Here is a 19,527-nt window from a genome sequence, read left to right as displayed (position 1 = left end):
GGGGACCTGGGCGGCGGCCGCGACCTGCGGGAAGGGGTGCTTCCACAGGCCCTGTGCCTCCAGCCTCGGCAGGACGCCCTCGCCGAACCAGTAGGCCTCCTCCAGGTGGGGGTAGCCGGAGAGGACGAACTCCTCGATGCCGAGGGCCGCGTACTCCTTGATGCGTTCGGCGACCTCGTCGTGGCTGCCGACCAGGGCCGTGCCCGCCCCGCCGCGCACCAGGCCGATGCCGGCCCACAGGTTGGGGTGGATCTCCAGTCCGTCCCGGTTGCCGCCGCCGTGCAGGGCGAGCATGCGCTGCTGTCCGGCGGACTCGCTGCGGGCCAGTCCGGCCTGCACGGACGCCACGGTCTCCGGGTCGAAGCCGTCGAGCAGCCGGTTGGCCTCCGTCCACGCCTGCTCGGAGGTGTCGCGGGTGATGACGTGCAGCCGGATGCCGAAGCGGACGGTGCGGCCCTGCTCGGCCGCCAGCTTCCTGATCCAGGAGATCTTCTCGGCGACCTGCGCGGGCGGTTCGCCCCAGGTGAGGTACACGTCCACGTGCCGTGCGGCGATCTCTCCGGCGATCGGCGAGGAGCCGCCGAAGTAGACCTCGGGAATCGGGTCGGGCACCCGGGCCAGCGTCGCGTCCGCCACCTGGAGGTGCTCGCCGTGCAGATCGACGGTCTTGCCCTCCCACAGCTCCCGCACGATCTGCAGGAACTCGCCGGTACGGCGGTAGCGCGCGTCCTTGTCGAGGAAGTCGCCGTAGGCGCGCTGCTCGTGGCTCTCGCCGCCGGTGACGACGTTGAGCAGCAGCCGTCCGCCGCTCTGCCGCTGGAAGGTGGAGGCCATCTGCGCGGCGAGCGTGGGCGAGACGAAGCCGGGCCGGAAGGCGACCAGGAACTTCAGCCGCTCGGTGTTCTGGCTGACCATCGCCGTCGTCAGCCACGCGTCCTCGCACCAGGCGCCGGTGGGCGTGAGGGCACCGACGAAGCCGAGGTCCTCGGCGGCGCGGGCGATCTGGCTCAGGTAGGCGACCGTCGGCGGCCGGTCCCGGCCGGAGGCGGTGGCCGGGGTGCCGTGGCCGCCGCCGACGACATGGCGGCTGTCGCCGTTGGTGGGGAGGAACCAGTGGAACGTGAGGGACACGAGGGGTCTCCGATCGTGAGGTGGGAGGGGCGGGTCAGAGCAGGCCGTGCCGGGGCGGCCGGGTGCCGCTCAGCACGTAGCGGCCGATGTGCTGGACCTTCCAGCGGGCCGGGTCGTGCAGGGTGTGGGTGCGGGCGTCGCGCCAGTGGCGGTGCAGGCCCAGGGAGTCGAGGGCCGCGCGGGTGCCGGCGACCTCGAAGAGGGCGCTGCCGATCTCGACGGCGGTCTCCGCCGCGGTCACCTTGGCGGTGGCCACCGCGATCGAGGCCTCGGCGGCCGAGTCGTCGGTCAGGTCGTCCCGGGCGGCGTCGACCGCCCGCGCCGCCTCCCGCAGCAGGGCCTCCGCCGCCCGGAGCCGGATCGCGAGTTCGCCGAACCGCTGGATCAGCAGGGGATCCTCCACGGCGGTCTCGAACCCGCTCTCGAACCAGGGCCTGCTCTTCGTACGGACGAACTCCACGGCCTCCGCCAGCGCGCCGGCGGCGATCCCCGCGTCGATGGCGGCGTGCAGCAACTGAGCTACGGCGCCGTGGAGTTGGGGTCCCTGGAAGGTGAGGTGGTGGGGCAGGACCCGGTCGGCGGGGACGGGCACCCGCTCCAGACGGACCGTTCCGCTGGCGGTGGTGCGCTGCCCCATGCCGTCCCAGTCGTCGACGACCGTCAGGCCGGGGGCGTCGCTCGGCACGTACGCCACGTGCAGGGTGTCGTCGTCGGCCCGGGCCAGGACGGGGATCCAGTGGGCGAACAGGGCGCCCGTGGAGTAGTGCTTGACGCCGTCGAGGACGTACGAGCCGTCCGGGCGCAGCGCCAGCCTGGTGCGGATGTCCTGGACGTGCTTGGTGCCGGCCTCGGACTGGGCGTTGCCGAACCGCCTGCCGCGCAGTACCTCGCCGAAGAAGAACTCCTGCTGGGCGTGCGTGCCCTGGCGGCGCAGCACGTTGACGTAGACGAAGTGGCTCTGCGGGATCTGGGCGAGGCTGGCGTCGGCGGAGGCCAGCAGCCGGAAGATCTCGGCGAGTGTTTCGGTACGGACGTCCGCGCCGCCGAACTCGCCCGGGACGCTGACGGCCGACAGCCCCGAGGCGGACAGCCGTTCCAGCTCCGCGTGCGGGAGCCTGCGCCGTACGTCCCGTTCGGCGGCGTCCTTGCGGAAGTCCGCGGCCAGGTCGGCGGCGACGGCCAGGGCCTCGGCGTCGTCGGCGATCACATGGGCCGTGCTCATCCGGTGGCCGCCAGTACGGTCGTACGGCCGCCCAGCACGGCGGAGAACTGGTCCGTGACCTGGGCCAGGGCCTCGGCCGAGCCGGGTGCGACGGCCAGGGAGCCGTCGTCGCTCACGGTGATGTCCTTGTCGAGGGTGAACCAGCCCGGGACGATGTGCGCGGCGCCCATGGAGCTCAGCACGGGGCGCAGGGCGTAGTCGATGGCCAGGACGTGGGCGACGGACCCGCCGGTGGCGAGCGGCAGGACCGTCTTGCCGGCCAGTGCGTACTGCGGCAGCAGGTCCAGCAGGGACTTCAGCAGCCCGGAGTAGGCGGCCTTGTAGACGGGGGTGCCGACCACGACCCCGTCGGCCTGCTCGACCAGGGCGGTGGCCCGGACGATCTCGGGGTGGCGGAAGTCCGCTCCGAGGAGCGCCTCGGCGGGGATGTTCCGGACGTCCAGCGGGATGACCTCGTGGCCCTGGGCGGTGAGCCGGGAGTCGAGGTGGCGCAGCAGTCGCTGGGTGCGGGAGGTGGCGGAGGGGCTGCCGGACACGGACAGGATGGTGGCCATGGGGGTGTTCCCTTCGTGGCTGTTGCTGGGGCGGGCGGTGATCAGGCGTGGGCCGCGGCGGGCTCGAAGTCGGGTTCCTGAGCTTCCAGTTCGCGTACGAGGGGCAGCACCCGCTTGCCGAAGTACTCGACCTCCTCGTGGTAGTGCAGGAAGCCGAGGAGGAAGAGGTCGACGCCGAGCCGCTTGTAGGCGACGATCCGTTCGGCGATCTGCTCGGGCGTGCCGATGAGGCCCGTGCGGAAGCCGTCGTTGTACTGGACGAGGTCCTCGAAGCTGGAGTCCTGCCACATGCCCTTGCCGTCGGCGGTGGACTGTCCGGCCTGCCGGACGGCGTCGCGGAAGCCGTGCACGGCCTCGGTGTCGGCGTGGGCGACGATCTCGCGGAGCTGCTCACGGGCCTCGGCCTCGGTGTCGCGGGCGATGAGGAAGCCGTTGAGTCCGAACTTCGGGGGCGTGCGGCCCGCCTCGGCGGCGGAAGCCCGTACGTCGGCGATCTGCTCGGTGACGCCGTCGAAGTCCTTGCCGTTGCTGAAGTACCAGTCGGAGACCCGGCCGGCCATGGCGCGGGCGGCGGTGGAGTTGCCGCCCTGGAAGATCTCGGGGTGCGGGCGCTCGGGGGTGTTCAGCGGCTTGGGCTTGAGGGAGAAGTCGCGCACCCGGTAGAAGTCGCCGGCGAGTTCGGCGTGGTCCTCGGTCCAGATGGTGCGCAGGGCGGTGATGAACTCCTCCGCGCGCCGGTAGCGCTCGTCGTGCTCCAGCCACGGCTCGCCCAGCGCGGTGAACTCGCCCTTGAACCAGCCGCTGACGACGTTGACGGCGAAACGGCCGTTGGACAGGTGGTCGGCGGTGGCGCCGAGCTTGGCGAGGACGCCCGGGTGCCACAGGCCGGGGTGGACGGCGGCGATGACCTTCAGCCGCTCGGTGGCGAGCAGCAGGGCGAGGCTGAAGCTGGTCGACTCGTGCTGGTTCTCGGCACCGTAGCTGGCCATGTAGCGGACCTGGCTGAGCGCGTAGTCGAAGCCGTTGTTCTCGGCGAGGACGGCCAGTTCGCGGTTGTAGTCGTAGCCCCAGTCGGTGCGCTGCTCGACGGTGCTGGTGACCAGGCCGCCGCTGACGTTCGGCACCCAGTAGGCGAAGCGGACGGGGTCGGATGCGGGCGGTACGGGCATGGGGGACTCCTGGGAGAGCGGAAAGGCACGCGAAACACACAGGCGTCGGCACGAAATCGTGCTCGCGAGGGGAATTCAGGCGCGCTGGAACAGCGGTACCGGGAAAGCCGTCAGCACGACGGAGAACGTCCGGGACCGGAATTCAGGAACGGAGAGGGCGCAGAAAGCGGGTGGGAGGGTTTCCCTCGGTGCGCTGCGCTCAGACGAGGCTGCGACAGCAGGAGCTGGAGACACGCGCGAGATCGACGTGGCGTCGCTGCGTGAGGTCCTGTCGCTTCATGTCAACGATCCAACCAAGCGCGGGTCCGGCCGGTCAAGCAGACCGGGTGGTGATTCCACATGGTGAGAGTCGGTATTCACGAGGTTGTGACAGGGATTCCCTTGAACCGGGCCCGCGGGGGACGCAGTCTCCTGTCGTGCGTATAGAACAGCTGGAATACATCGCCGCCGTCACCCGGTTCGGTTCGCTGCGGCGTGCCGCCGAGGAACTCCACCTGTCCCAGCCCGCGTTGAGCGAGACCGTGCGCAATCTGGAGCGGGAACTCGGGGTGGACCTGCTGGAGCGCAAGCGGTCGGGGGCGAAGGTCAGCGACGAGGGCCGGGAGCTGCTGCCGCACATCATGACGGTGCTGGACGCGGTGGACCGGCTGCGCGGCGCGGCCGGCGACCAGCACCGCATCAGCCGCATGGTGCGGCTCGGCACGGTCAACACGGCCACCGTGCCGCTGCTCATCCCGACCGTGCGCGAGTTCCGCTCCGCGCACCCGGCCACCCAGGTCGAGGTGGTCGGCGCGCAGCAGGCCGACATCCACCGCGGACTGCTGGAGGGCGCCTACGACCTGGGGCTGGTGAACTATCTCCACGGCGACGACATACCGCCCGGCTTCGAGACGACCGAGCTGCTGCGCGGGCGCCCGGTGGTGTGCGTACGCCCGGACAGTCCGCTGGCGGCAATGGACGCCGTGGACGTGGACAGTCTCCTCGCCGAGCCGCTCATCGTGATGCGGTCCGGCTATGTCATGCACCGCTACGTCCACCGGCTGCTGCGCGGCCGGACACCGACCTTCTCGTACTCCACCGACGGCGCCGAGATGGGCAAGCTCATGGTCGCCGAGGGGCTGGGGGCGACGGTGCTGCCCGACTTCAGCGTCATCGGCGATCCCCTGGAGCGGCGGGGCACCCTCACCGTACGGCCACTGGCCGGGGACGAGACCGATGTGCTGCTGGTGCTGCAGCGCCGCCATGCCGTCTCGGTCCCCCGGGCCGTGCGGGATCTGCACGCGTTGTTCGTACGCAACGCGGATGCGCACCGGGAGTCGTGAAGGCGGCCCTGGCCCGAACGGGTGGTTCACACACTCCGTCGGCGTAGGACGACGCCTCTCGCGGGGGCGGCCGGGCCGGGGCGCGCCGGATGCTCCAAGGAGATTGGAGTCATCATGCTCCGTACGAATCCGCCCCGCGTCAGCGTGATCATCCCCGCGTACAACTCGATGCCGGAACTGACGAAGTGCGTCACCTCCGTCATGGAGCAGACGCTCGGCCTGGACAAGATCGAGATCATCGCGGTCGACGACGGCTCGACCGACGGCACCGCGGACGAGCTGGACCGGCTCGCGCGCACCTGCCCCAGCCTGCGCGTCGTCCACCAGCCCAACAGCGGAGGAGCCGGCGGCCCGCGCAACACCGGCCTGGACATGGCGGGCGGGGAGTACGTCTTCTTCCTGGACTCAGACGACTACCTGGGCCCCGACGCCCTGCGCCGCATGGTCGCGATGGCGGACGAGAACCGCACCGACGTGGTCCTCGGCAAGATGGTGTCCGTGGGCGGACGTGCCGTGCCGACCGCCGTCTTCTCGCACAACCAGCCCCGGACCGATGTCTTCTCCTCCGCCGCCTACCGCACCCTGGGCTGCTGGAAGCTGTTCCGGCGCTCGCTGATCGAGCGACTGGACCTGAGGTTCCCGCCGTTCCGCAACTGCGAGGACAAGCCGTTCACCGCCGCGGCCTTCCTCAACGCCGACGGCATCTCCGTGGTGGCCGACTACGACTGCTACTACTCACGCAACCGCCAGAACGGCAACAATCTCACCCTCACCGCCGCCGACCTCGTCCACCGCATGGACGGCACCCGGCTGTGCTTCGAGACGGTCGCCCGTTACCTGGAACCCGGTCCGCGCCGTGACCAGATCATGCGCCGCCATGTGGAGTGGGAGCTGTGCGGGCCGCTGCGCGCCCTGCTGCCCAAGGAGAGCGAACAGCAGGCTCGGGAGCGCTTCTATCCGCAGTTCCGGCAGTGGGCGCTGAGCCATGTCACCGAAGGCGTCTTCCAGCAGCTCGCCCCGCCGGACCGGCTCATCGTCCACCTGCTGCGCGCGGACCGGTACGAGGACCTCATCACCGTGGCCCGGCACGCCAAGGAGGACGCGGCGCGCGGCAATGTCGTGGACAAGGGCCGCGTCTACTGGTGCCATCCCTTCTTCCGGGACCCGGTGAAGGCGGTCCCGGACGCCTGCTTCGACGCCACGGACCGGATCCCGGTCCGTCATGAACTGTCCGAAGCGGCATGGGCGGGAGACGGCGGTGTGCTCCGGCTCGCCGGTCACGCCCGTATCGAGTCCCTCGGCGCCCTGGAGCCCACCACCCGGCTGATCCTGCGCCCGCGCGGCTTCCCGCACCCGGACATCCGCGTGCCCGTGACGGTCCGAACCTCCTCCCACCAGCCCGACGACCAGGCCACCGGCTTCCTCGTCGAGGTGGACCTGAGGACCGTCGACTCGGGCGCACCGCTCGGCGCCGGGGTGTGGGACCTCCACTTGGATGTGCGGTCCAGGGGAGTCAGCCGGACCGTCAGGCTCCGGCAGGCCGGGACCGGCGCGAACGGCCAGAGGACCGCCCCGCCGCCGCGCGAGGTCGCGGCCACCACCGCGCGTCCGTTCTTCACTCCGTACGGGAACGTCTCCTTGGACATCCGGCGCACCGAGGACGAGCCGGTCTGCCAGGTGACGGCAATCGCCTGGGACGCACCCGGCGCGCTCGTCGTCAGCGGACGCCTGACCGATGACGCCGCCCGCCGCCCCGGGCCCACGGCCCTGCGCGCCGAAGGCGACTCGGGCTCGGTGCGCGAGGTGCCCCTGCGGTACGCGCCGGACGGCGGCACCGGGTTCACCGCCCGCCTGCCGGTCAGGAAGCTGTCTCCAGGACGGTGGACGCTGACGCTCCGTACGGATGAGCCGGACAGCCGGATTCCCGTCCCGCCTCCGAAGGTGCTGACCGGCACCCGCTGGTTCCGCGCCGCCCGGCTCGGCCGCCCCTACTACGCCAAGCCGCTCCCCCGGAGCTCGAAGGGGGCCGTGGTGCTGCGCGTGGCGCCGGTCGGGCTGGCGGCGGCCCTGCGCCGACGGCTCGATCGACACGGATCCGGCTCTCGCATGTGACGTCGTTCTGATGACCCGTCAGTAGGTCATCTGTCCCGGACTCTTGACTCGTAAGGCGGTAGTGGTCATCCTCGTCGCACCATGGGCGAGGTCATGACAATCGGGCTGTCGCTCCCCGGCCCACAAGGCCAAGGACAGCCCGATACGTCGACCCCGCCATCCCGCCGACCGAGGGACGTGGGCTGTGACCAGTTCCGGACGCCCGTACCGCCGACGCAAGAACATCACCGTTGTGTCGCTCCTCCTGCTCGTGCTGTCGATCGCGCTCGGTCCCACACCGAGTTCGGCGGCAGGAACCGACTGGTGGAACCCGACCGCGCGGCCCGCGCCGGACTCCGGGGTCAATGTCACGGGGGAGCCCTTCAGCGGCACCGACGCCCGGGGCGAGGTGCGCGGTTTCGTCGACGCGCACGACCACATCTTCTCCAACGAGGCCTTCGGCGGCCGGCTGATCTGCGGAAAGCCGTTCTCCGAGCAGGGCGTCGCGGACGCGCTCAAGGACTGTCCCGAGCACTACCCGGACGGCTCGCTCGCGATCTTCGACTTCATCACCAACGGCGGTGACGGCAAGCACGACCCGAACGGCTGGCCGACCTTCAAGGACTGGCCGGCCCACGACTCGCTGACGCACCAGCAGAACTACTACGCCTGGGTGGAGCGGGCCTGGCGCGGCGGCCAGCGGGTGCTGGTCAACGACCTCGTCACCAACGGCGTGATCTGCTCCGTGTACTTCTTCAAGGACCGCGGTTGCGACGAGATGACGTCCATCCGGCTGCAGGCCAAGCTGACGTACGACATGCAGGCGTACATCGACAAGATCTACGGCGGGCCCGGCAAGGGCTTCTTCCGGATCGTCACCGACAGCGCGCAGGCCCGTGAGGTCGCCGAGCAGGGCAAGCTGGCGGTCGTCCTCGGCGTGGAGACGTCCGAGCCCTTCGGCTGCAAGCAGATCCTCGACATCGCGCAGTGCAGCAAGGCGGACATCGACAAGGGCCTGGACGAGCTGTATTCGCTGGGCGTGCGCAGCATGTTCCTGTGCCACAAGTTCGACAACGCGCTGTGCGGTGTCCGCTTCGACTCGGGCTCGCTCGGAACGGCCATCAACGTCGGGCAGTTCCTGTCGACGGGCACCTACTGGAAGACGGAGCAGTGCAAGGGGCCCCAGCACGACAACCCCATCGGCAACGCCTCGGCGGCGGAGGCCGAGAAGAAGCTCCCGGCGGGCGAGGAGATCCCCTCGTACAGCGCTGACGCCCAGTGCAACGTCAGAGGGCTCACCGGACTGGGCGAGTACGCCGTCCGCGGCATGATGCAACGCGGGATGATGCTGGAGATCGACCACATGAGCGTCAAGGCCACCGGCCGGGTGCTCGACATCTTCGAGGCCGAGTCCTACCCCGGCGTGCTCTCCTCGCACAGCTGGATGGACCTGGACTGGACCGAGCGGGTCTACGGTCTCGGCGGCTTCATCGCCCAGTACATGCACGGCTCCGAGGGCTTCATCTCGGAGGCCAAGCGCACGGAGGCCCTGCGCGACAAGTACGGGGTGGGCTACGGCTACGGCACCGACATGAACGGCGTCGGCGGCTGGCCCGGCCCGCGCGGAGCGGACGCCCCGAACAAGGTCACCTATCCCTTCAAGAGCGTCGACGGCGGCTCCGTCATCGACCGGCAGACCACCGGTCAGCGCACCTGGGACCTGAACACCGACGGAGCCGCCCACTACGGCCTCGTCCCGGACTGGATCGAGGACATCCGCCGGGTCGGCGGCCAGGACGTGGTGGACGACCTCTTCCGCGGCGCCGAGTCCTACCTCGACACCTGGAAGGCCTCCGAGAGCCACGAGGCCGGGCCCGATCTCGCGCGCGGCGCGGCCACGTCGGCCAGTTCCTCGGAGTGGAGCCTGTTCACGAACTACAAGCCGCACCGGGCCGTCGACGGTGACCGCGGCACCCGCTGGGCGAGCGACTGGAGCGACGACCAGTGGTACCGGCTCGACCTCGGGTCCACGAAGCGCGTCGAGCGGGTCACCCTGGACTGGGAGGACGCGTACGCGAAGTCGTACCGCGTCGAGCTCTCCACCGACGGGGAGAACTGGCGGACCGCCTGGTCCACGACAGCGGGCGACGGTGGCCTGGACACCGCGAGATTCACCAGCACACCGGCCAGATACGTACGCGTCCAAGGGCTGGAACGCGGCACCGACTGGGGCTACTCCCTCTACGAGGTCGGGGTCCACGGCAGCTGACACCCACGAGAGGGGCTCCATGGCACGGTTGCCGTCCGCCGAGCGGCGGCGACAGCTCACCGAAGCGGCGATCAGGGCGATGGCCCGGGACGGCGTCCCCAGGACGACGACCCGGTCCATCGCCGCCGAAGCGGGCGTCTCGCTGAGCGTCTTCCACTACTGCTTCGACTCCAAGCAGGAGCTGATCGAGTCCGTCATCACCACCATCACCGGGCACTACGTGACGGTGGTGAAGGAGGCCCTGCGCCCCAGGGCCACCCTCGAGGAGACCGTCCGGGCGGGCTTCCAGGCGTACTGGGAGCACGTCCGCGCCCACCCCGACGAGCACATGCTCACCTATGAGCTCACGCAGTACGCGCTGCGCCAGCCCGGCTTCGAGCATCTGGCGCGGCGCCAGTACGAGCTGTACGCCGAGACGTACATCGAGCTCATCGACCAGCTGGGGCAGACCATGGGCCTGCGCCTGCGCGTCCCCGCCCCCGTCCTGGCGCGCTACCTGGCCGCCATGACCGACGGCCTGACCCTCAACTACCTCGTGCTCGGCGACGACGACGCCTGGTCGGGCATCCTCGACACGGTCGTCGCGCACATCGCCGGCCTGGTGCGCGAGCCCTGAGAACAGGCGGGATGCGCGTCCGGCTCCTTACGCTCGTAGGGAGCCGGTTTTCCCGGAGGTGACAGTCATGCGAGCCTCGCTGATACAGCTGTCCGTGGACGCGTCGGACTCCGCCGAGGAGCGCCGCCGCAGGGCGTCCTCGCTGGTCCGCGGCCGGACCGGCGACGATCTGGTGGTCCTGCCGGAACTGTGGGCGGCCGGCGCCTGGTCGTACGACGCCTGGGGGCACGACGCCGAAGGGATCGACGGTCCCACCGCCGAGGCCATGTCCGCCGCGGCGCGCGCGGCCGGGGTCTGGCTGCACGCCGGCTCGATCGTCGAACGGGACGCGGACGGGACCCTCTACAACACCGCGCTCCTCTTCGACCGGGCCGGTGACCTGCGCGGCAGCTACCGCAAGATCCACCGGTACGGCTTCGACACGGGTGAGGCGACCATGATGGGCGGGGGCGGCGACATCGTCACCGTGCCCACCGAACTCGGGGTGATCGGCCTCGCCATCTGCTACGACCTGCGCTTCCCCGAGCTCTTCCGGGGCCTGATCGACGAGGGGGCGGAGCTGATCGTGGTGCCCGCCGCCTGGCCGGCGGCCCGGCTCGCCCACTGGCAGCTCCTGACCCGCACGAGAGCCCTGGAGGAGCAGGTCTTCCTGCTGGCCTGCTGCGCCACGGGCACCCACGGCGGTATGCGGCAGGGCGGGCACAGCGTGGCCGTCGACCCCTGGGGGACCGTCCTGGGCGAGGCCGGCACCGCGGCGGAGACGGTGACGGTGGAGGTCGACAGGGGCGAGGTCGCCCGGATCCGCTCCGAACTCCCCGTCCTGCGTGATCGTGTCCTCGCCGTGGGGTCCGCCGCCGGGCGGTGAGACCGGCCGTCCGCCTATACGACGCCCTGGGCCGTCATCGCCTCGGCCACGCGGAGGAAGCCCGCGGTGTTGGCGCCGAGGACGTAGTCGTCGGCGTCGCCGCCGTAGGTCTCGGCGCTGACCCGGCACTGGGCATGTACCTGTCCCATGATGGTGGCGAGCCGGTCCTCCGTCCGCTCGAAGGTCCAGCTGTCGCGCGAGGCGTTCTGCTGCATCTCCAGCGCGGAGGTCGCGACCCCGCCCGCGTTGGCCGCCTTGCCGGGGGCGAAGAGGGTCCGCGCCTCACGGAACACCTCGATCGCCTCGGGTGTGCAGGGCATGTTCGCGCCCTCGGCCACGGCGAGCACACCGTTCTTCACCAGCGCTACGGCGTCCTGGCGGCCCAGCTCGTTCTGCGTGGCGCACGGCAGGGCGAGGTCGCACGGCACGTCGTAGACCGATCCCCGGGCGGAGAACCGCGCGGTCGGCTTCGCCTCGGCGTAGGCGGAGACCCGGGCCCGGCGCACCTCCTTGACCTCCCTGAGCAGGTCCAGGTCGAGGCCGTCCTCGTCGACCAGGTACCCGGAGGAGTCGGAGCAGGCCACCACGCGCCCGCCCAGGGCGTGGACCTTCTCGGCGGCGTGAACGGCGACGTTTCCCGACCCGGAGACCACGACCCGGCGTCCGTCGAAGTCCTGGCCGCGGGTGGCGAGCATCGCCTGGGCGAAGTACACGGCGCCGTAGCCGGTGGCCTCGGTGCGGGCGTGCGAACCGCCCCAGCCGACCGGCTTGCCGGTCAGGACGCCGGCCTCGTAGCGGTTGGTGATCCGCTTGTACTGGCCGAACAGGTAGCCGATCTCGCGGGCGCCCACCCCGATGTCCCCGGCGGGCACGTCCGTGTGCTCGCCCAGGTGGCGGTACAGCTCCGTCATGAACGCCTGGCAGAAGCGCATGACCTCGCCGTCCGAGCGGCCCTTGGGGTCGAAGTCCGATCCGCCCTTGCCGCCGCCGATCGCCATGCCGGTCAGCGCGTTCTTGAAGATCTGCTCGAAGCCCAGGAACTTGACGATGCCCAGGTTCACGCTGGGATGGAAGCGCAGGCCGCCCTTGTACGGTCCGAGCGCGCTGTTGAACTCCACCCGGAAACCGCGGTTGACCCGTACCGTGCCCTGGTCGTCCACCCACGGGACCCGGAACATCAGCTGCCGCTCGGGCTCACAGAGCCGCTCCACGATCCGGGCCTCGGCGTACTCCGGGTGGGCCCGGAGCACGGGGCCCATGGCGTGCAGGACTTCGTGTGCGGCCTGGTGGAACTCCGTTTCCCCGGGGTCCCGTCGGCGGAGGGTGTCGTAGACGGCCTCGATGTGGGCGCTGACGTCCATGCGTGCTGTTCTCTCCGTTCCGGTGCGGCCGGTCAGTCGGCCTGTTGCTGTTCCGCCGCCGCCCAGCCGGTCAGGGCGCCGCGCAGTGCGGCCACCAGACGGCCGGCGGCCTCGTCCTCGGTGCGTCCGCTCTTGATGAGGTCGAGGATGTCGCGCGGGTCGAACAGCGCGTTCCACAGATAGAGGGCTTCGTCGCCGAGGTCGTCGAGGCCGAGTTCCTCGGTGGTCTGCCGCAACGGTTCGGCGAGCGCCTCGGCCTGCGGCGCGAGGTAGCCGGTTCCTTCGCGCAGGCGCTCGAGATAGCCGCGATGCGAGCGCATCTGGGCCATCGCGCCGCCGTGTTCGAGGACCAGGGAGACCCAGTGCCGCGAGACCGCTTCGAGCTTGGCCATGCCGCGGGTGGTCTGCCGGGCGCTGAAGTCCCGCAGTTCGGAGCCCACTTGGGCGCGGAAGGCGTGCAGCACCTCCTCGACGGAGGAGAAGTGGCGGTAGGCCGTCGCGGTGGACACCTCGGCGTGCTTGGCGATCTCGGCGAGGCTGACGGGCGTGGGCGAGTTCTCGAACAGTCGCGCGGCCGCCTTGATGAGGTGCCTGCGGTTGCGCTCGGTGTCACTGCGCATGGGTCGATTCCTCGTCGTGTACGGGACGGTGCTCATCGCAGGGCCGAAAGACCGGCGGCCAGGCGGCGGACACCCTCGGTGATGGACTGCGGGCTGGCAGCGTACGACAGCCTCAGGTGCCCCTCACCCCGCGCTCCGAACTCGCTGCCGGGCCGGACGGCGACGCCGTGCCGCGTGCGCAGCGCCGCCACGACCTCCACGGACGGCAGATCGATGTCGTAGCGCGGGAATTGGTAGAAGGCCCCTTCCGGTGCGCTGAGGGTGAGGCCGGGGATCGCGGACAGTTCCCTGCGCATGAGTTCGCCGCGCTCTTGGTACGCGGCGCGCATCCGGGCGACGTCGTCGTCACAGCTCTCGACGGCGACGAGCGCGGCATCCTGGATGACCGTGTTGACGGAGCCGTTGAAGGTGTTGTGGATGCGCGCGGCCGCCTGGATGAGCGGCGACGGACCCCAGAGGTAGCCGACGCGCCAGCCGGTCATCGCGTAGCTCTTGGAGAAGGTCTGGCAGTAGACGGTCCGCTCGCGCAGGCCGTCGACGGAGAGGGCCGAGGTGAAGGGGCGGCCGGTGTAGTCGAGGTCGGAGTACGCCTCGTCGGAGACGACGATGGTGGGGGTGCCGTCGAGCAGGGCGGCGAGCGCTTCGAGTTCCTCCCGGCCGTGCACGATGCCGGTCGGGTTGACGGGGTTGCAGAAGACGAAGAGCTTGGCGTCGGTGAGGGCGTCGGCGAGCCGGTCGAGGTCCCAGTGCAGGTCCGGCGCGAGCGGGACGGGGACGACGGTGCCGCCGGCCATCGCGACCAGGTCGCCGTAGAGGGAGTAGGTCGGGTCGGGGACGACCACCTTGTCGCCGGGGTCGACGAGGGACAGGATCGACGCGGCCAGCCCGGCGGTGCCGCCCTGGGTGATCAGGACGTCGCCTGCGGAGGCCGGGATCCCGGCGGTGGCGGTCAGCTTCGCGGCGAGGGCCTCGCGCAGGGCCGGTTCGCCGAGCAGCGGTGAGTAGTGGGTGCGGCCGGCGCGCAGCGCGGCGTGGGCCGCCTCGGTCACCCGCTCGGGGGTGTCGAAGTCGGGTTCGCCCATCGCGAGGGAGACGAGGTCGGACCGGGACTGCGGCTGCTGGGTCCGGCGGGAGGCGGCGGCGATCCGGGCGACGGCGGCGGCGGTGTCGTACAGAGGCGGCTGTGTGGTGACGGTGGGCGGCATGCGCTCCTCCTGGTGACGGGGTGTCAGGCGTGCGGTGCGGTGTCGGCGGGGGCGCCCGCCCGGCGGCTGATCTCGAGGTCGGCGGAGACGTCGCGCTGGCGGGTCGGGGCGACGACGATCTCCTGGAGGACGACGCGCTGGGGCAGCGCGACGGCCAGGCGGATGGCCTCGGCGACGTCCTCGGGCTGCACCATGCCGGCGCGTTCCTCCGGCGCCGGGGGGCGGGCGCGGTTGTCGAGGATGGGGGTGTCCGCTTCGCCCGGCAGCACGGTGATCGCGCGCAGGCCCTGGTTGCGGAACGTGTTGTGCAGGAAGGTCATGAAGTTGCGTACGCCCGCCTTGGCCGCGCCGTAGGCGGCGCCGCCGAGCAGGTTGGGGTTGACGGCGGCGAGCGAGGAGACGGTGACGATGGTCCCGGCACCTCGGTCGAGCATGTCGGGCAGGACGGCCTGGGTGAGCTGGAAGACAGCGGTGAGGTTCACGTCGAGGACCTGGCGCCACTCGTCGTGCGGGAGCCACTGCGGGTTGAGCACCGAGGAGGAGCTGCCCGCGTTGTTGACGAGGATGTCGACCGGGCCGAGATCGGTGCGTACCCGGTCGAGGACGCGTGTCACGTCGTCGGCGCGGGTGATGTCCGCGGCGAGGGCGAGGGCGGTCCCGCCTTCGGCGCGGATCGTGTCGGCGACCGAGTCGAGAGCTTCCTGTCTGCGGCCGACGAGGACGACGGCGGCACCGTCCCGGGCGAGCAGCCGGGCGGTTTCCAGCCCCATTCCGCTGCCGGCTCCTGTGATGAGCGCGATCGCGCCGGACGATGTCGTCACCGTTCCTCCTCCATGGGTGATATGAGATTCACCTTGCATATGAGAATAGATTCTCAGATTGTCTGGGGCAAGGGTTCGGGCAAGGGCGTGGGCAGGGGCAGGTTGAATCCGAGTGCGCCGAATGCCTCGGCCGCCGCCCCCGCGAGCGCACGCACCTCGGACTCGCGACGGGCGAACCGGCACAGCGCGGTCTCGCGGTCGATCCAGCGGAACCTGAGTTCCCGCCCCGGCCCGGCCTGTCCGAGCAAGGGCAGGGACGCCCGTGCGGCGACACCGACGATGGGATAGCCGGCGGTCAGGCTCCGGTAGCGGCCGAGGACGATCAGCTCGTCCGCGTGCGGGATCTGCAGCGCCCCGATGGGCACGCCGTGCGACACGATCTCGGTGTCGGTGTCCGGGTGCAGCACCGGTCCGTCGAGCCTGAGCCCGACGTGGTTGGAGCGCGGGGTGACGACGTAGGTCGCCTCCTCGATCACCTCGCGGATCCCCGCGATCGTCCGCATGCCGGGGGTGGGGACGACGTCGACGACCCACGGTCCGTCGTCGAAGCGCGGCACGGGCACGGGGAGCCGGAACAGCTGCGCCTCGAACGGCCGGTGTCTGAATCCCCGGAAGGCCGTATCCAGCAGAACGCGGGAGCCGCGTGCGACGGCCTGCCCGAAGCCCATCCGGGCGTCCGGGGCGGCACTGCCCAGGAGCCTTTCGGTGCTCAGTGTTCCGTTCACCGCCAGATAGGTGCGCGTCCCCCGGCTCATGTCCCCGCGGATCCGCACCTCGTGGCCCGCGGGGACGACCAGCGGCGACCAACTGTCGGCGGGCGAGCCCGCGAGGGTGACCTCGGCGGGTGCGCCGGTCACCGCCAGCAGCACGTCGGCGTCGGGGACGAGGGCCAGCTCCCCGCCGAGGTTCTCCAGCAGGGTCGCGTCGCGGGGGTTGCCCACGAGGAGATTGGCCACGGCCGCCGAGTGCTGGTCGGCCGCTCCCCCGGTGGGAACGCCGCGCTGTTCCGTGCCGCTCCGGCCGAGGTCCTGGAACGTGGTGACCCAGCCGGTGCTGGTGAAGTCGAGCGTCACGGTCGTCATACGGCCACCTCCGTCGGCAGCAGGAAGCCCTCGCCGAGCGCCTCGGCCTCGTCCCGTGTGACGGGGACGAAGCGCACGACGTCGCCGGTGCCGAAGGACACGGGGTCCGGGCGGGAGATGTCGACGATGGTGTGCGGTGTGCGGCCGACCACCCGCCAGCCGGTCGGGCCGGGGAACGGCTGGATGATCGCGTTGGTCCCGGCGATCATGACGGCGCCGGGGGCGACGTCCGTGCGGGGCTCGGCCCGCCGGCGCACCGGCCGGGGCACCTTGAGGCCGTCCATCATCGGGGCCATCGCCGCCCCGAGGAGGCAGATGGTGAAGGTGGACCGGGCGATCGCCTCGACGACATCACCGGTGGCGAGGCCGAGTTCCTCGGCGACGGACACCAGGTCGGGGCCGGTGTCGTCGTCGAACACCACGGGGATGGCGAACGTCCGCACCTGCCGCGCGCGGGCCGGTCCGTCCGCAGGGGACGGTGCCCACCGTGCCACCAGCCGCGCCGCGTACTCCACGTGCTCGAACGCGGTCAGCAGCGGGTCGAACTCGACGAGCAGGGATTCGAGGCCGGAGACGACGTCGAGCACTCCGTGCGGGCGGTGCGCCAGGAAGCGGTCGCGGAACGCCACGATCCCGGCCCTGCGGACGGCCTGGTCGGTATGCGGGATGGTCACCATCACCGCCGAGTCGCCGTAGGGCTCGACGGTGAGGTCGCCGTACTGTGCTGTGGTCATCACCTGGTGCGCCCCGCCCTCAGCCGGCGAGCGCGACCTCCGCCTTCTGCGCCAGGACCTCGCGCAGGCCTCCGACCTGGATGCCCGCCTTGTCGAGCGCGGCACGCAGCGCGGTGCCGTTGGCGAGGACGGACGGGTGGTCGCCGTGCAGCAGCAGGACGTCGGCGTCGTGGCCGAGCGGCACCACGTTGCCGTCGACCGAGCGGACCGTCCCCTCCCGTACGACCTGGGCCGAGCGCTCGCCGATCAGCTCCGGGTCGTGGATGAGTCCGCCCTCGTGGGAGCGCGGCACGGGCATGCCGTCGTCGCCGTAGCCTCGGTCGGCGAGGAAGACGTAGCCGACCTCCAGGCCGCGCTTGCGGGACTCCTCCGCGAGCAGACCGCGCTGGCAGATGACGATGTAGTCGGTGTTGTACGCGGCGATCGCGTCGGTGATGGCGCGGGCGTGCTTGGCATCGGTCTGCGCGATCGAGCCCATCCGGCCGTGCGGGGCGACATGGCTGATGGTGCCGCCGTGCACCCGGGCGAAGGCGTCCAGGGCGCCGAGCTGGTAGAGGACGTCGGTGCGGATCTCCTCCTCGGTCGCCTCGATGAGCCGGCGGCCGAAGCCGACCAGGTCGGGGTAGCCGGGGTGGGCGCCCAGTTCGATGCCGCGCGCGACACAGTCGGAGACCGTCCGGTCCATGATGCGCGGGTCACCGGCGTGGAAGCCGCAGGCGATGTTCGACGAGGTGACCAGGCCGAGCAGGGCCTCGTCGTCGCCGATCGTGTAGTTGCCGAAGCTCTCGCCGAGGTCGGCGACGACGGCTACGGAGTTGATTCCCATGGTGTCTCTCCTCGTGGGGGGATGATTCAGCGGGCCGCGAGGGGCCGGCCCTTGGTCTCGCGCACGAAGGCGATCGCGACCAGGGTGATCAGGGCGGTGATGATGGAGGCGAACGCCGGGACGAGGTTGGAGCCGGTCGACTCGATCAGCTCGGTCATCACCAGCGGGGCGCTGCCGCCGAAGATGATCGTGGAGAGGCTGAAGCCGATGCTGTAGGCGGAGTAGCGCACGGTCGTCGGGAACATCTCGGCGAGCACGGTGTGCACGACGGCGGCGTGCCCGGAGAAGGCGATCGCGAGGACGACGGTGCCGACGCAGGCGAGCCCGAACTCGCCGGTGGTGATGAGCCGGAACATCGGGTACGAGACGGCGGCCATGGCGACGGCCGAGCCGGCGAGCACGGGCTTGCGGCCGATCCGGTCCGACAGGCGGGCCATGAGCGGGATACAGACGACGATGGCGACCAGGCTGACGGCGGTGACCGTGAGCGCCCGCAGCATCGAGAAGTTGTGCTCGCCGAGCGAGGTCTTCAAGTACGTCGGCATGTAGACGAAGAGCAGGTAGTAGCCGGGGCCGTTGAGGGCGGGCAGGAAGATCGTGAGGACGATCGCCTTCAGATGGCGCCGGTTGGTGAAGGCCTCCCTGAGCGGGTTGCGCACGACGGTGTTCTGCTCGCGCAGCGCCGTGAAGTGCGGGGTCTCCTCCAGCCGGCGGCGGATGTAGAAGCCGACGTAGCCGAGCGGGACGGCGAGCAGGAACGGCACCCGCCACGCCCAGGAGGTCATGGAGTCGTCGCCGAGGGTCGTGATGAGGACGGCGGAGAAGGCGCTGCCGAACATCAGGGCGACGAACGAGCCGACGGCGATGAAGCTCATCATGTAGTTGCGGCGGGCGTCCGGCGCGTACTCGCCGACGAAGGACATGGCGCCGGCCACCTCGCCGCCGGCGGAGAAGCCCTGCAGCACCCGGAGCAGCACCAGAAGGACGGGCGCGGCCACGCCTATGGCGGCGTGGGAGGGGATGAGGCCGATCGCCGCGGTGGCCGCGGAGATCAGTACCAGGAGTGCCGCGAGAAGGCTCTTGCGCCCGAGCCGGTCGCCCAGGTACCCGCAGATCACGCTGCCGAAGGGGCGGGCGACAAAGCTGACCAGGAAACCGACGTTGGTGAGGAAGAGGCCTCCGGCCTCGGCCTCTCCCATGATGTTGATCGCGAGATAGGTGACGAGCAGGCCGTAGATGCCGTAGTCGTACCACTCGACGAAGGAGCCCACCGAGCCCGCGACGGTGGCCTTGCGGACGACCTTGCGATTGGCGGAGACGACGTCGACCGCTGCCGCGCCGGGCGTCGGTGACGATGCCTCGTCACGGTCTGAGGGGATGTCGAGCCGATCTGACGTTGTCATACGCGTTCACTTTCGGTGTCGCGGACTCCGGGGACGGTGTCCTGAGGATCGTGCGCCGAGCGGAGGGGTTGCCGGTGATCGCTCATGCGCCGAGATGCGCCCACGGAGGTGGGGCCAGGAGGGGAAAGCGGTGACAGTGCCTCAGGGGCGGGTGACTACGACGCTGTTCGCATGCGCCCCGCGCCCGAGGGGGCGGGCGGAAATGTCACGGTGAAAGACCGCGGAACAGCGCCGGA

Annotated in this window: 18 protein-coding genes; 5 read left to right on the top strand and 13 right to left on the bottom strand. The window is 70.9% G+C overall.

All coding sequences use genetic code 11. The features are described 5' to 3' along the window. From ACFT4A_RS36030 to ACFT4A_RS36010, 5 genes are all read right to left on the bottom strand, one after another. On the bottom strand, window positions 1–1,131 hold a 1,131-nt coding region (locus tag ACFT4A_RS36030), incomplete at its 3' end, for an LLM class flavin-dependent oxidoreductase (protein ID WP_382839063.1). A gap of 34 nt (window positions 1,132–1,165) precedes the next feature. Beyond that, window positions 1,166–2,353, bottom strand: a complete 1,188-nt coding sequence (locus tag ACFT4A_RS36025; protein ID WP_382839060.1) for an SfnB family sulfur acquisition oxidoreductase — start codon at window positions 2,351–2,353, stop codon at window positions 1,166–1,168. Beyond that, entirely contained in the window at window positions 2,350–2,907 is a 558-nt protein-coding gene (gene ssuE / locus ACFT4A_RS36020; protein ID WP_382839057.1) for an NADPH-dependent FMN reductase, read from the bottom strand. Before ssuE ends, ACFT4A_RS36025 begins: the two co-directional genes overlap by 4 nt. Window positions 2,908–2,948: 41 nt before the next feature. Beyond that, window positions 2,949–4,076 carry a dimethylsulfone monooxygenase SfnG gene (sfnG, locus tag ACFT4A_RS36015; protein ID WP_382839053.1) on the bottom strand — a complete coding sequence of 376 codons (1,128 nt, stop codon included), beginning with the start codon at window positions 4,074–4,076 and terminating at the stop codon, window positions 2,949–2,951. Window positions 4,077–4,275: 199 nt separating this feature from the next. Beyond that, complete coding sequence (locus ACFT4A_RS36010; protein WP_382839076.1) at window positions 4,276–4,356, bottom strand: putative leader peptide; 81 nt, start codon at window positions 4,354–4,356, stop codon at window positions 4,276–4,278. A 136-nt stretch (window positions 4,357–4,492) separates the two neighbouring features. Here ACFT4A_RS36010 and ACFT4A_RS36005 point away from each other — a divergent pair, with 136 nt between their 5' ends. The 5 genes from ACFT4A_RS36005 (at window position 4,493) to ACFT4A_RS35985 (ending at window position 11,239) form a co-directional block, all read left to right on the top strand. Next, complete coding sequence (locus tag ACFT4A_RS36005; protein ID WP_382839050.1) at window positions 4,493–5,398, top strand: LysR family transcriptional regulator; 906 nt, start codon at window positions 4,493–4,495, stop codon at window positions 5,396–5,398. 114 nt (window positions 5,399–5,512) lie between these two features. Beyond that, complete coding sequence (locus ACFT4A_RS36000; RefSeq protein ID WP_382839047.1) at window positions 5,513–7,510, top strand: glycosyltransferase family 2 protein; 1,998 nt, start codon at window positions 5,513–5,515, stop codon at window positions 7,508–7,510. A gap of 184 nt (window positions 7,511–7,694) precedes the next feature. After that, window positions 7,695–9,758 carry a discoidin domain-containing protein gene (locus ACFT4A_RS35995; protein WP_382839044.1) on the top strand — a complete coding sequence of 688 codons (2,064 nt, stop codon included), beginning with the start codon at window positions 7,695–7,697 and terminating at the stop codon, window positions 9,756–9,758. Between the two features lie 19 nt (window positions 9,759–9,777). Next, window positions 9,778–10,374, top strand: coding sequence for a TetR/AcrR family transcriptional regulator (locus ACFT4A_RS35990; RefSeq protein ID WP_382839042.1), 597 nt, complete (start codon window positions 9,778–9,780; stop codon window positions 10,372–10,374). Between the two features lie 67 nt (window positions 10,375–10,441). After that, the gene (locus tag ACFT4A_RS35985; protein ID WP_382839039.1) at window positions 10,442–11,239 is read left to right on the top strand and encodes a nitrilase-related carbon-nitrogen hydrolase; all 798 of its coding nucleotides are present in this window, start codon (window positions 10,442–10,444) and stop codon (window positions 11,237–11,239) included. A gap of 14 nt (window positions 11,240–11,253) precedes the next feature. Here ACFT4A_RS35985 and gdhA read toward each other — a convergent pair whose 3' ends face one another. The 8 genes from gdhA to ACFT4A_RS35945 are packed head-to-tail and all read right to left on the bottom strand — an operon-like array spanning window position 11,254 to window position 19,291. Then, on the bottom strand, window positions 11,254–12,600 hold the full coding sequence (gene gdhA / locus ACFT4A_RS35980; protein ID WP_382839037.1) for an NADP-specific glutamate dehydrogenase: 1,347 nt from the start codon (window positions 12,598–12,600) through the stop codon (window positions 11,254–11,256). A gap of 32 nt (window positions 12,601–12,632) precedes the next feature. Next, the gene (locus ACFT4A_RS35975) at window positions 12,633–13,220 is read right to left on the bottom strand and encodes a TetR/AcrR family transcriptional regulator (RefSeq protein ID WP_382839034.1); all 588 of its coding nucleotides are present in this window, start codon (window positions 13,218–13,220) and stop codon (window positions 12,633–12,635) included. A 32-nt stretch (window positions 13,221–13,252) separates the two neighbouring features. Next, entirely contained in the window at window positions 13,253–14,425 is a 1,173-nt protein-coding gene (locus ACFT4A_RS35970) for a pyridoxal phosphate-dependent aminotransferase (RefSeq protein ID WP_382839031.1), read from the bottom strand. A 23-nt stretch (window positions 14,426–14,448) separates the two neighbouring features. Further along, entirely contained in the window at window positions 14,449–15,246 is a 798-nt protein-coding gene (locus ACFT4A_RS35965; protein WP_382839029.1) for an SDR family oxidoreductase, read from the bottom strand. A 53-nt stretch (window positions 15,247–15,299) separates the two neighbouring features. Continuing rightward, complete coding sequence (locus ACFT4A_RS35960) at window positions 15,300–16,328, bottom strand: biotin-dependent carboxyltransferase family protein (RefSeq protein WP_382839027.1); 1,029 nt, start codon at window positions 16,326–16,328, stop codon at window positions 15,300–15,302. Next, the gene (locus ACFT4A_RS35955; protein WP_382839025.1) at window positions 16,325–17,062 is read right to left on the bottom strand and encodes an allophanate hydrolase subunit 1; all 738 of its coding nucleotides are present in this window, start codon (window positions 17,060–17,062) and stop codon (window positions 16,325–16,327) included. The genes ACFT4A_RS35960 and ACFT4A_RS35955 overlap by 4 nt, the downstream gene beginning before the upstream one ends. Window positions 17,063–17,081: 19 nt before the next feature. Then, window positions 17,082–17,888 (bottom strand): LamB/YcsF family protein, encoded by an 807-nt coding sequence (locus ACFT4A_RS35950; RefSeq protein ID WP_382839023.1) that lies wholly within the window; start codon window positions 17,886–17,888, stop codon window positions 17,082–17,084. Window positions 17,889–17,914: 26 nt separating this feature from the next. After that, on the bottom strand, window positions 17,915–19,291 hold the full coding sequence (locus tag ACFT4A_RS35945) for an MFS transporter (protein ID WP_382839020.1): 1,377 nt from the start codon (window positions 19,289–19,291) through the stop codon (window positions 17,915–17,917). Window positions 19,292–19,527: the final 236 nt, after the last annotated feature.

Origin of the sequence: Streptomyces sp. NPDC057099 (assembly GCF_042671245.1) — a bacterium.
Lineage (GTDB): Bacteria > Actinomycetota > Actinomycetes > Streptomycetales > Streptomycetaceae > Streptomyces > Streptomyces purpurascens.
Note: the sequence above shows the minus strand (reverse complement) of the source record. Positions and strands in the feature narration are given on the sequence as shown.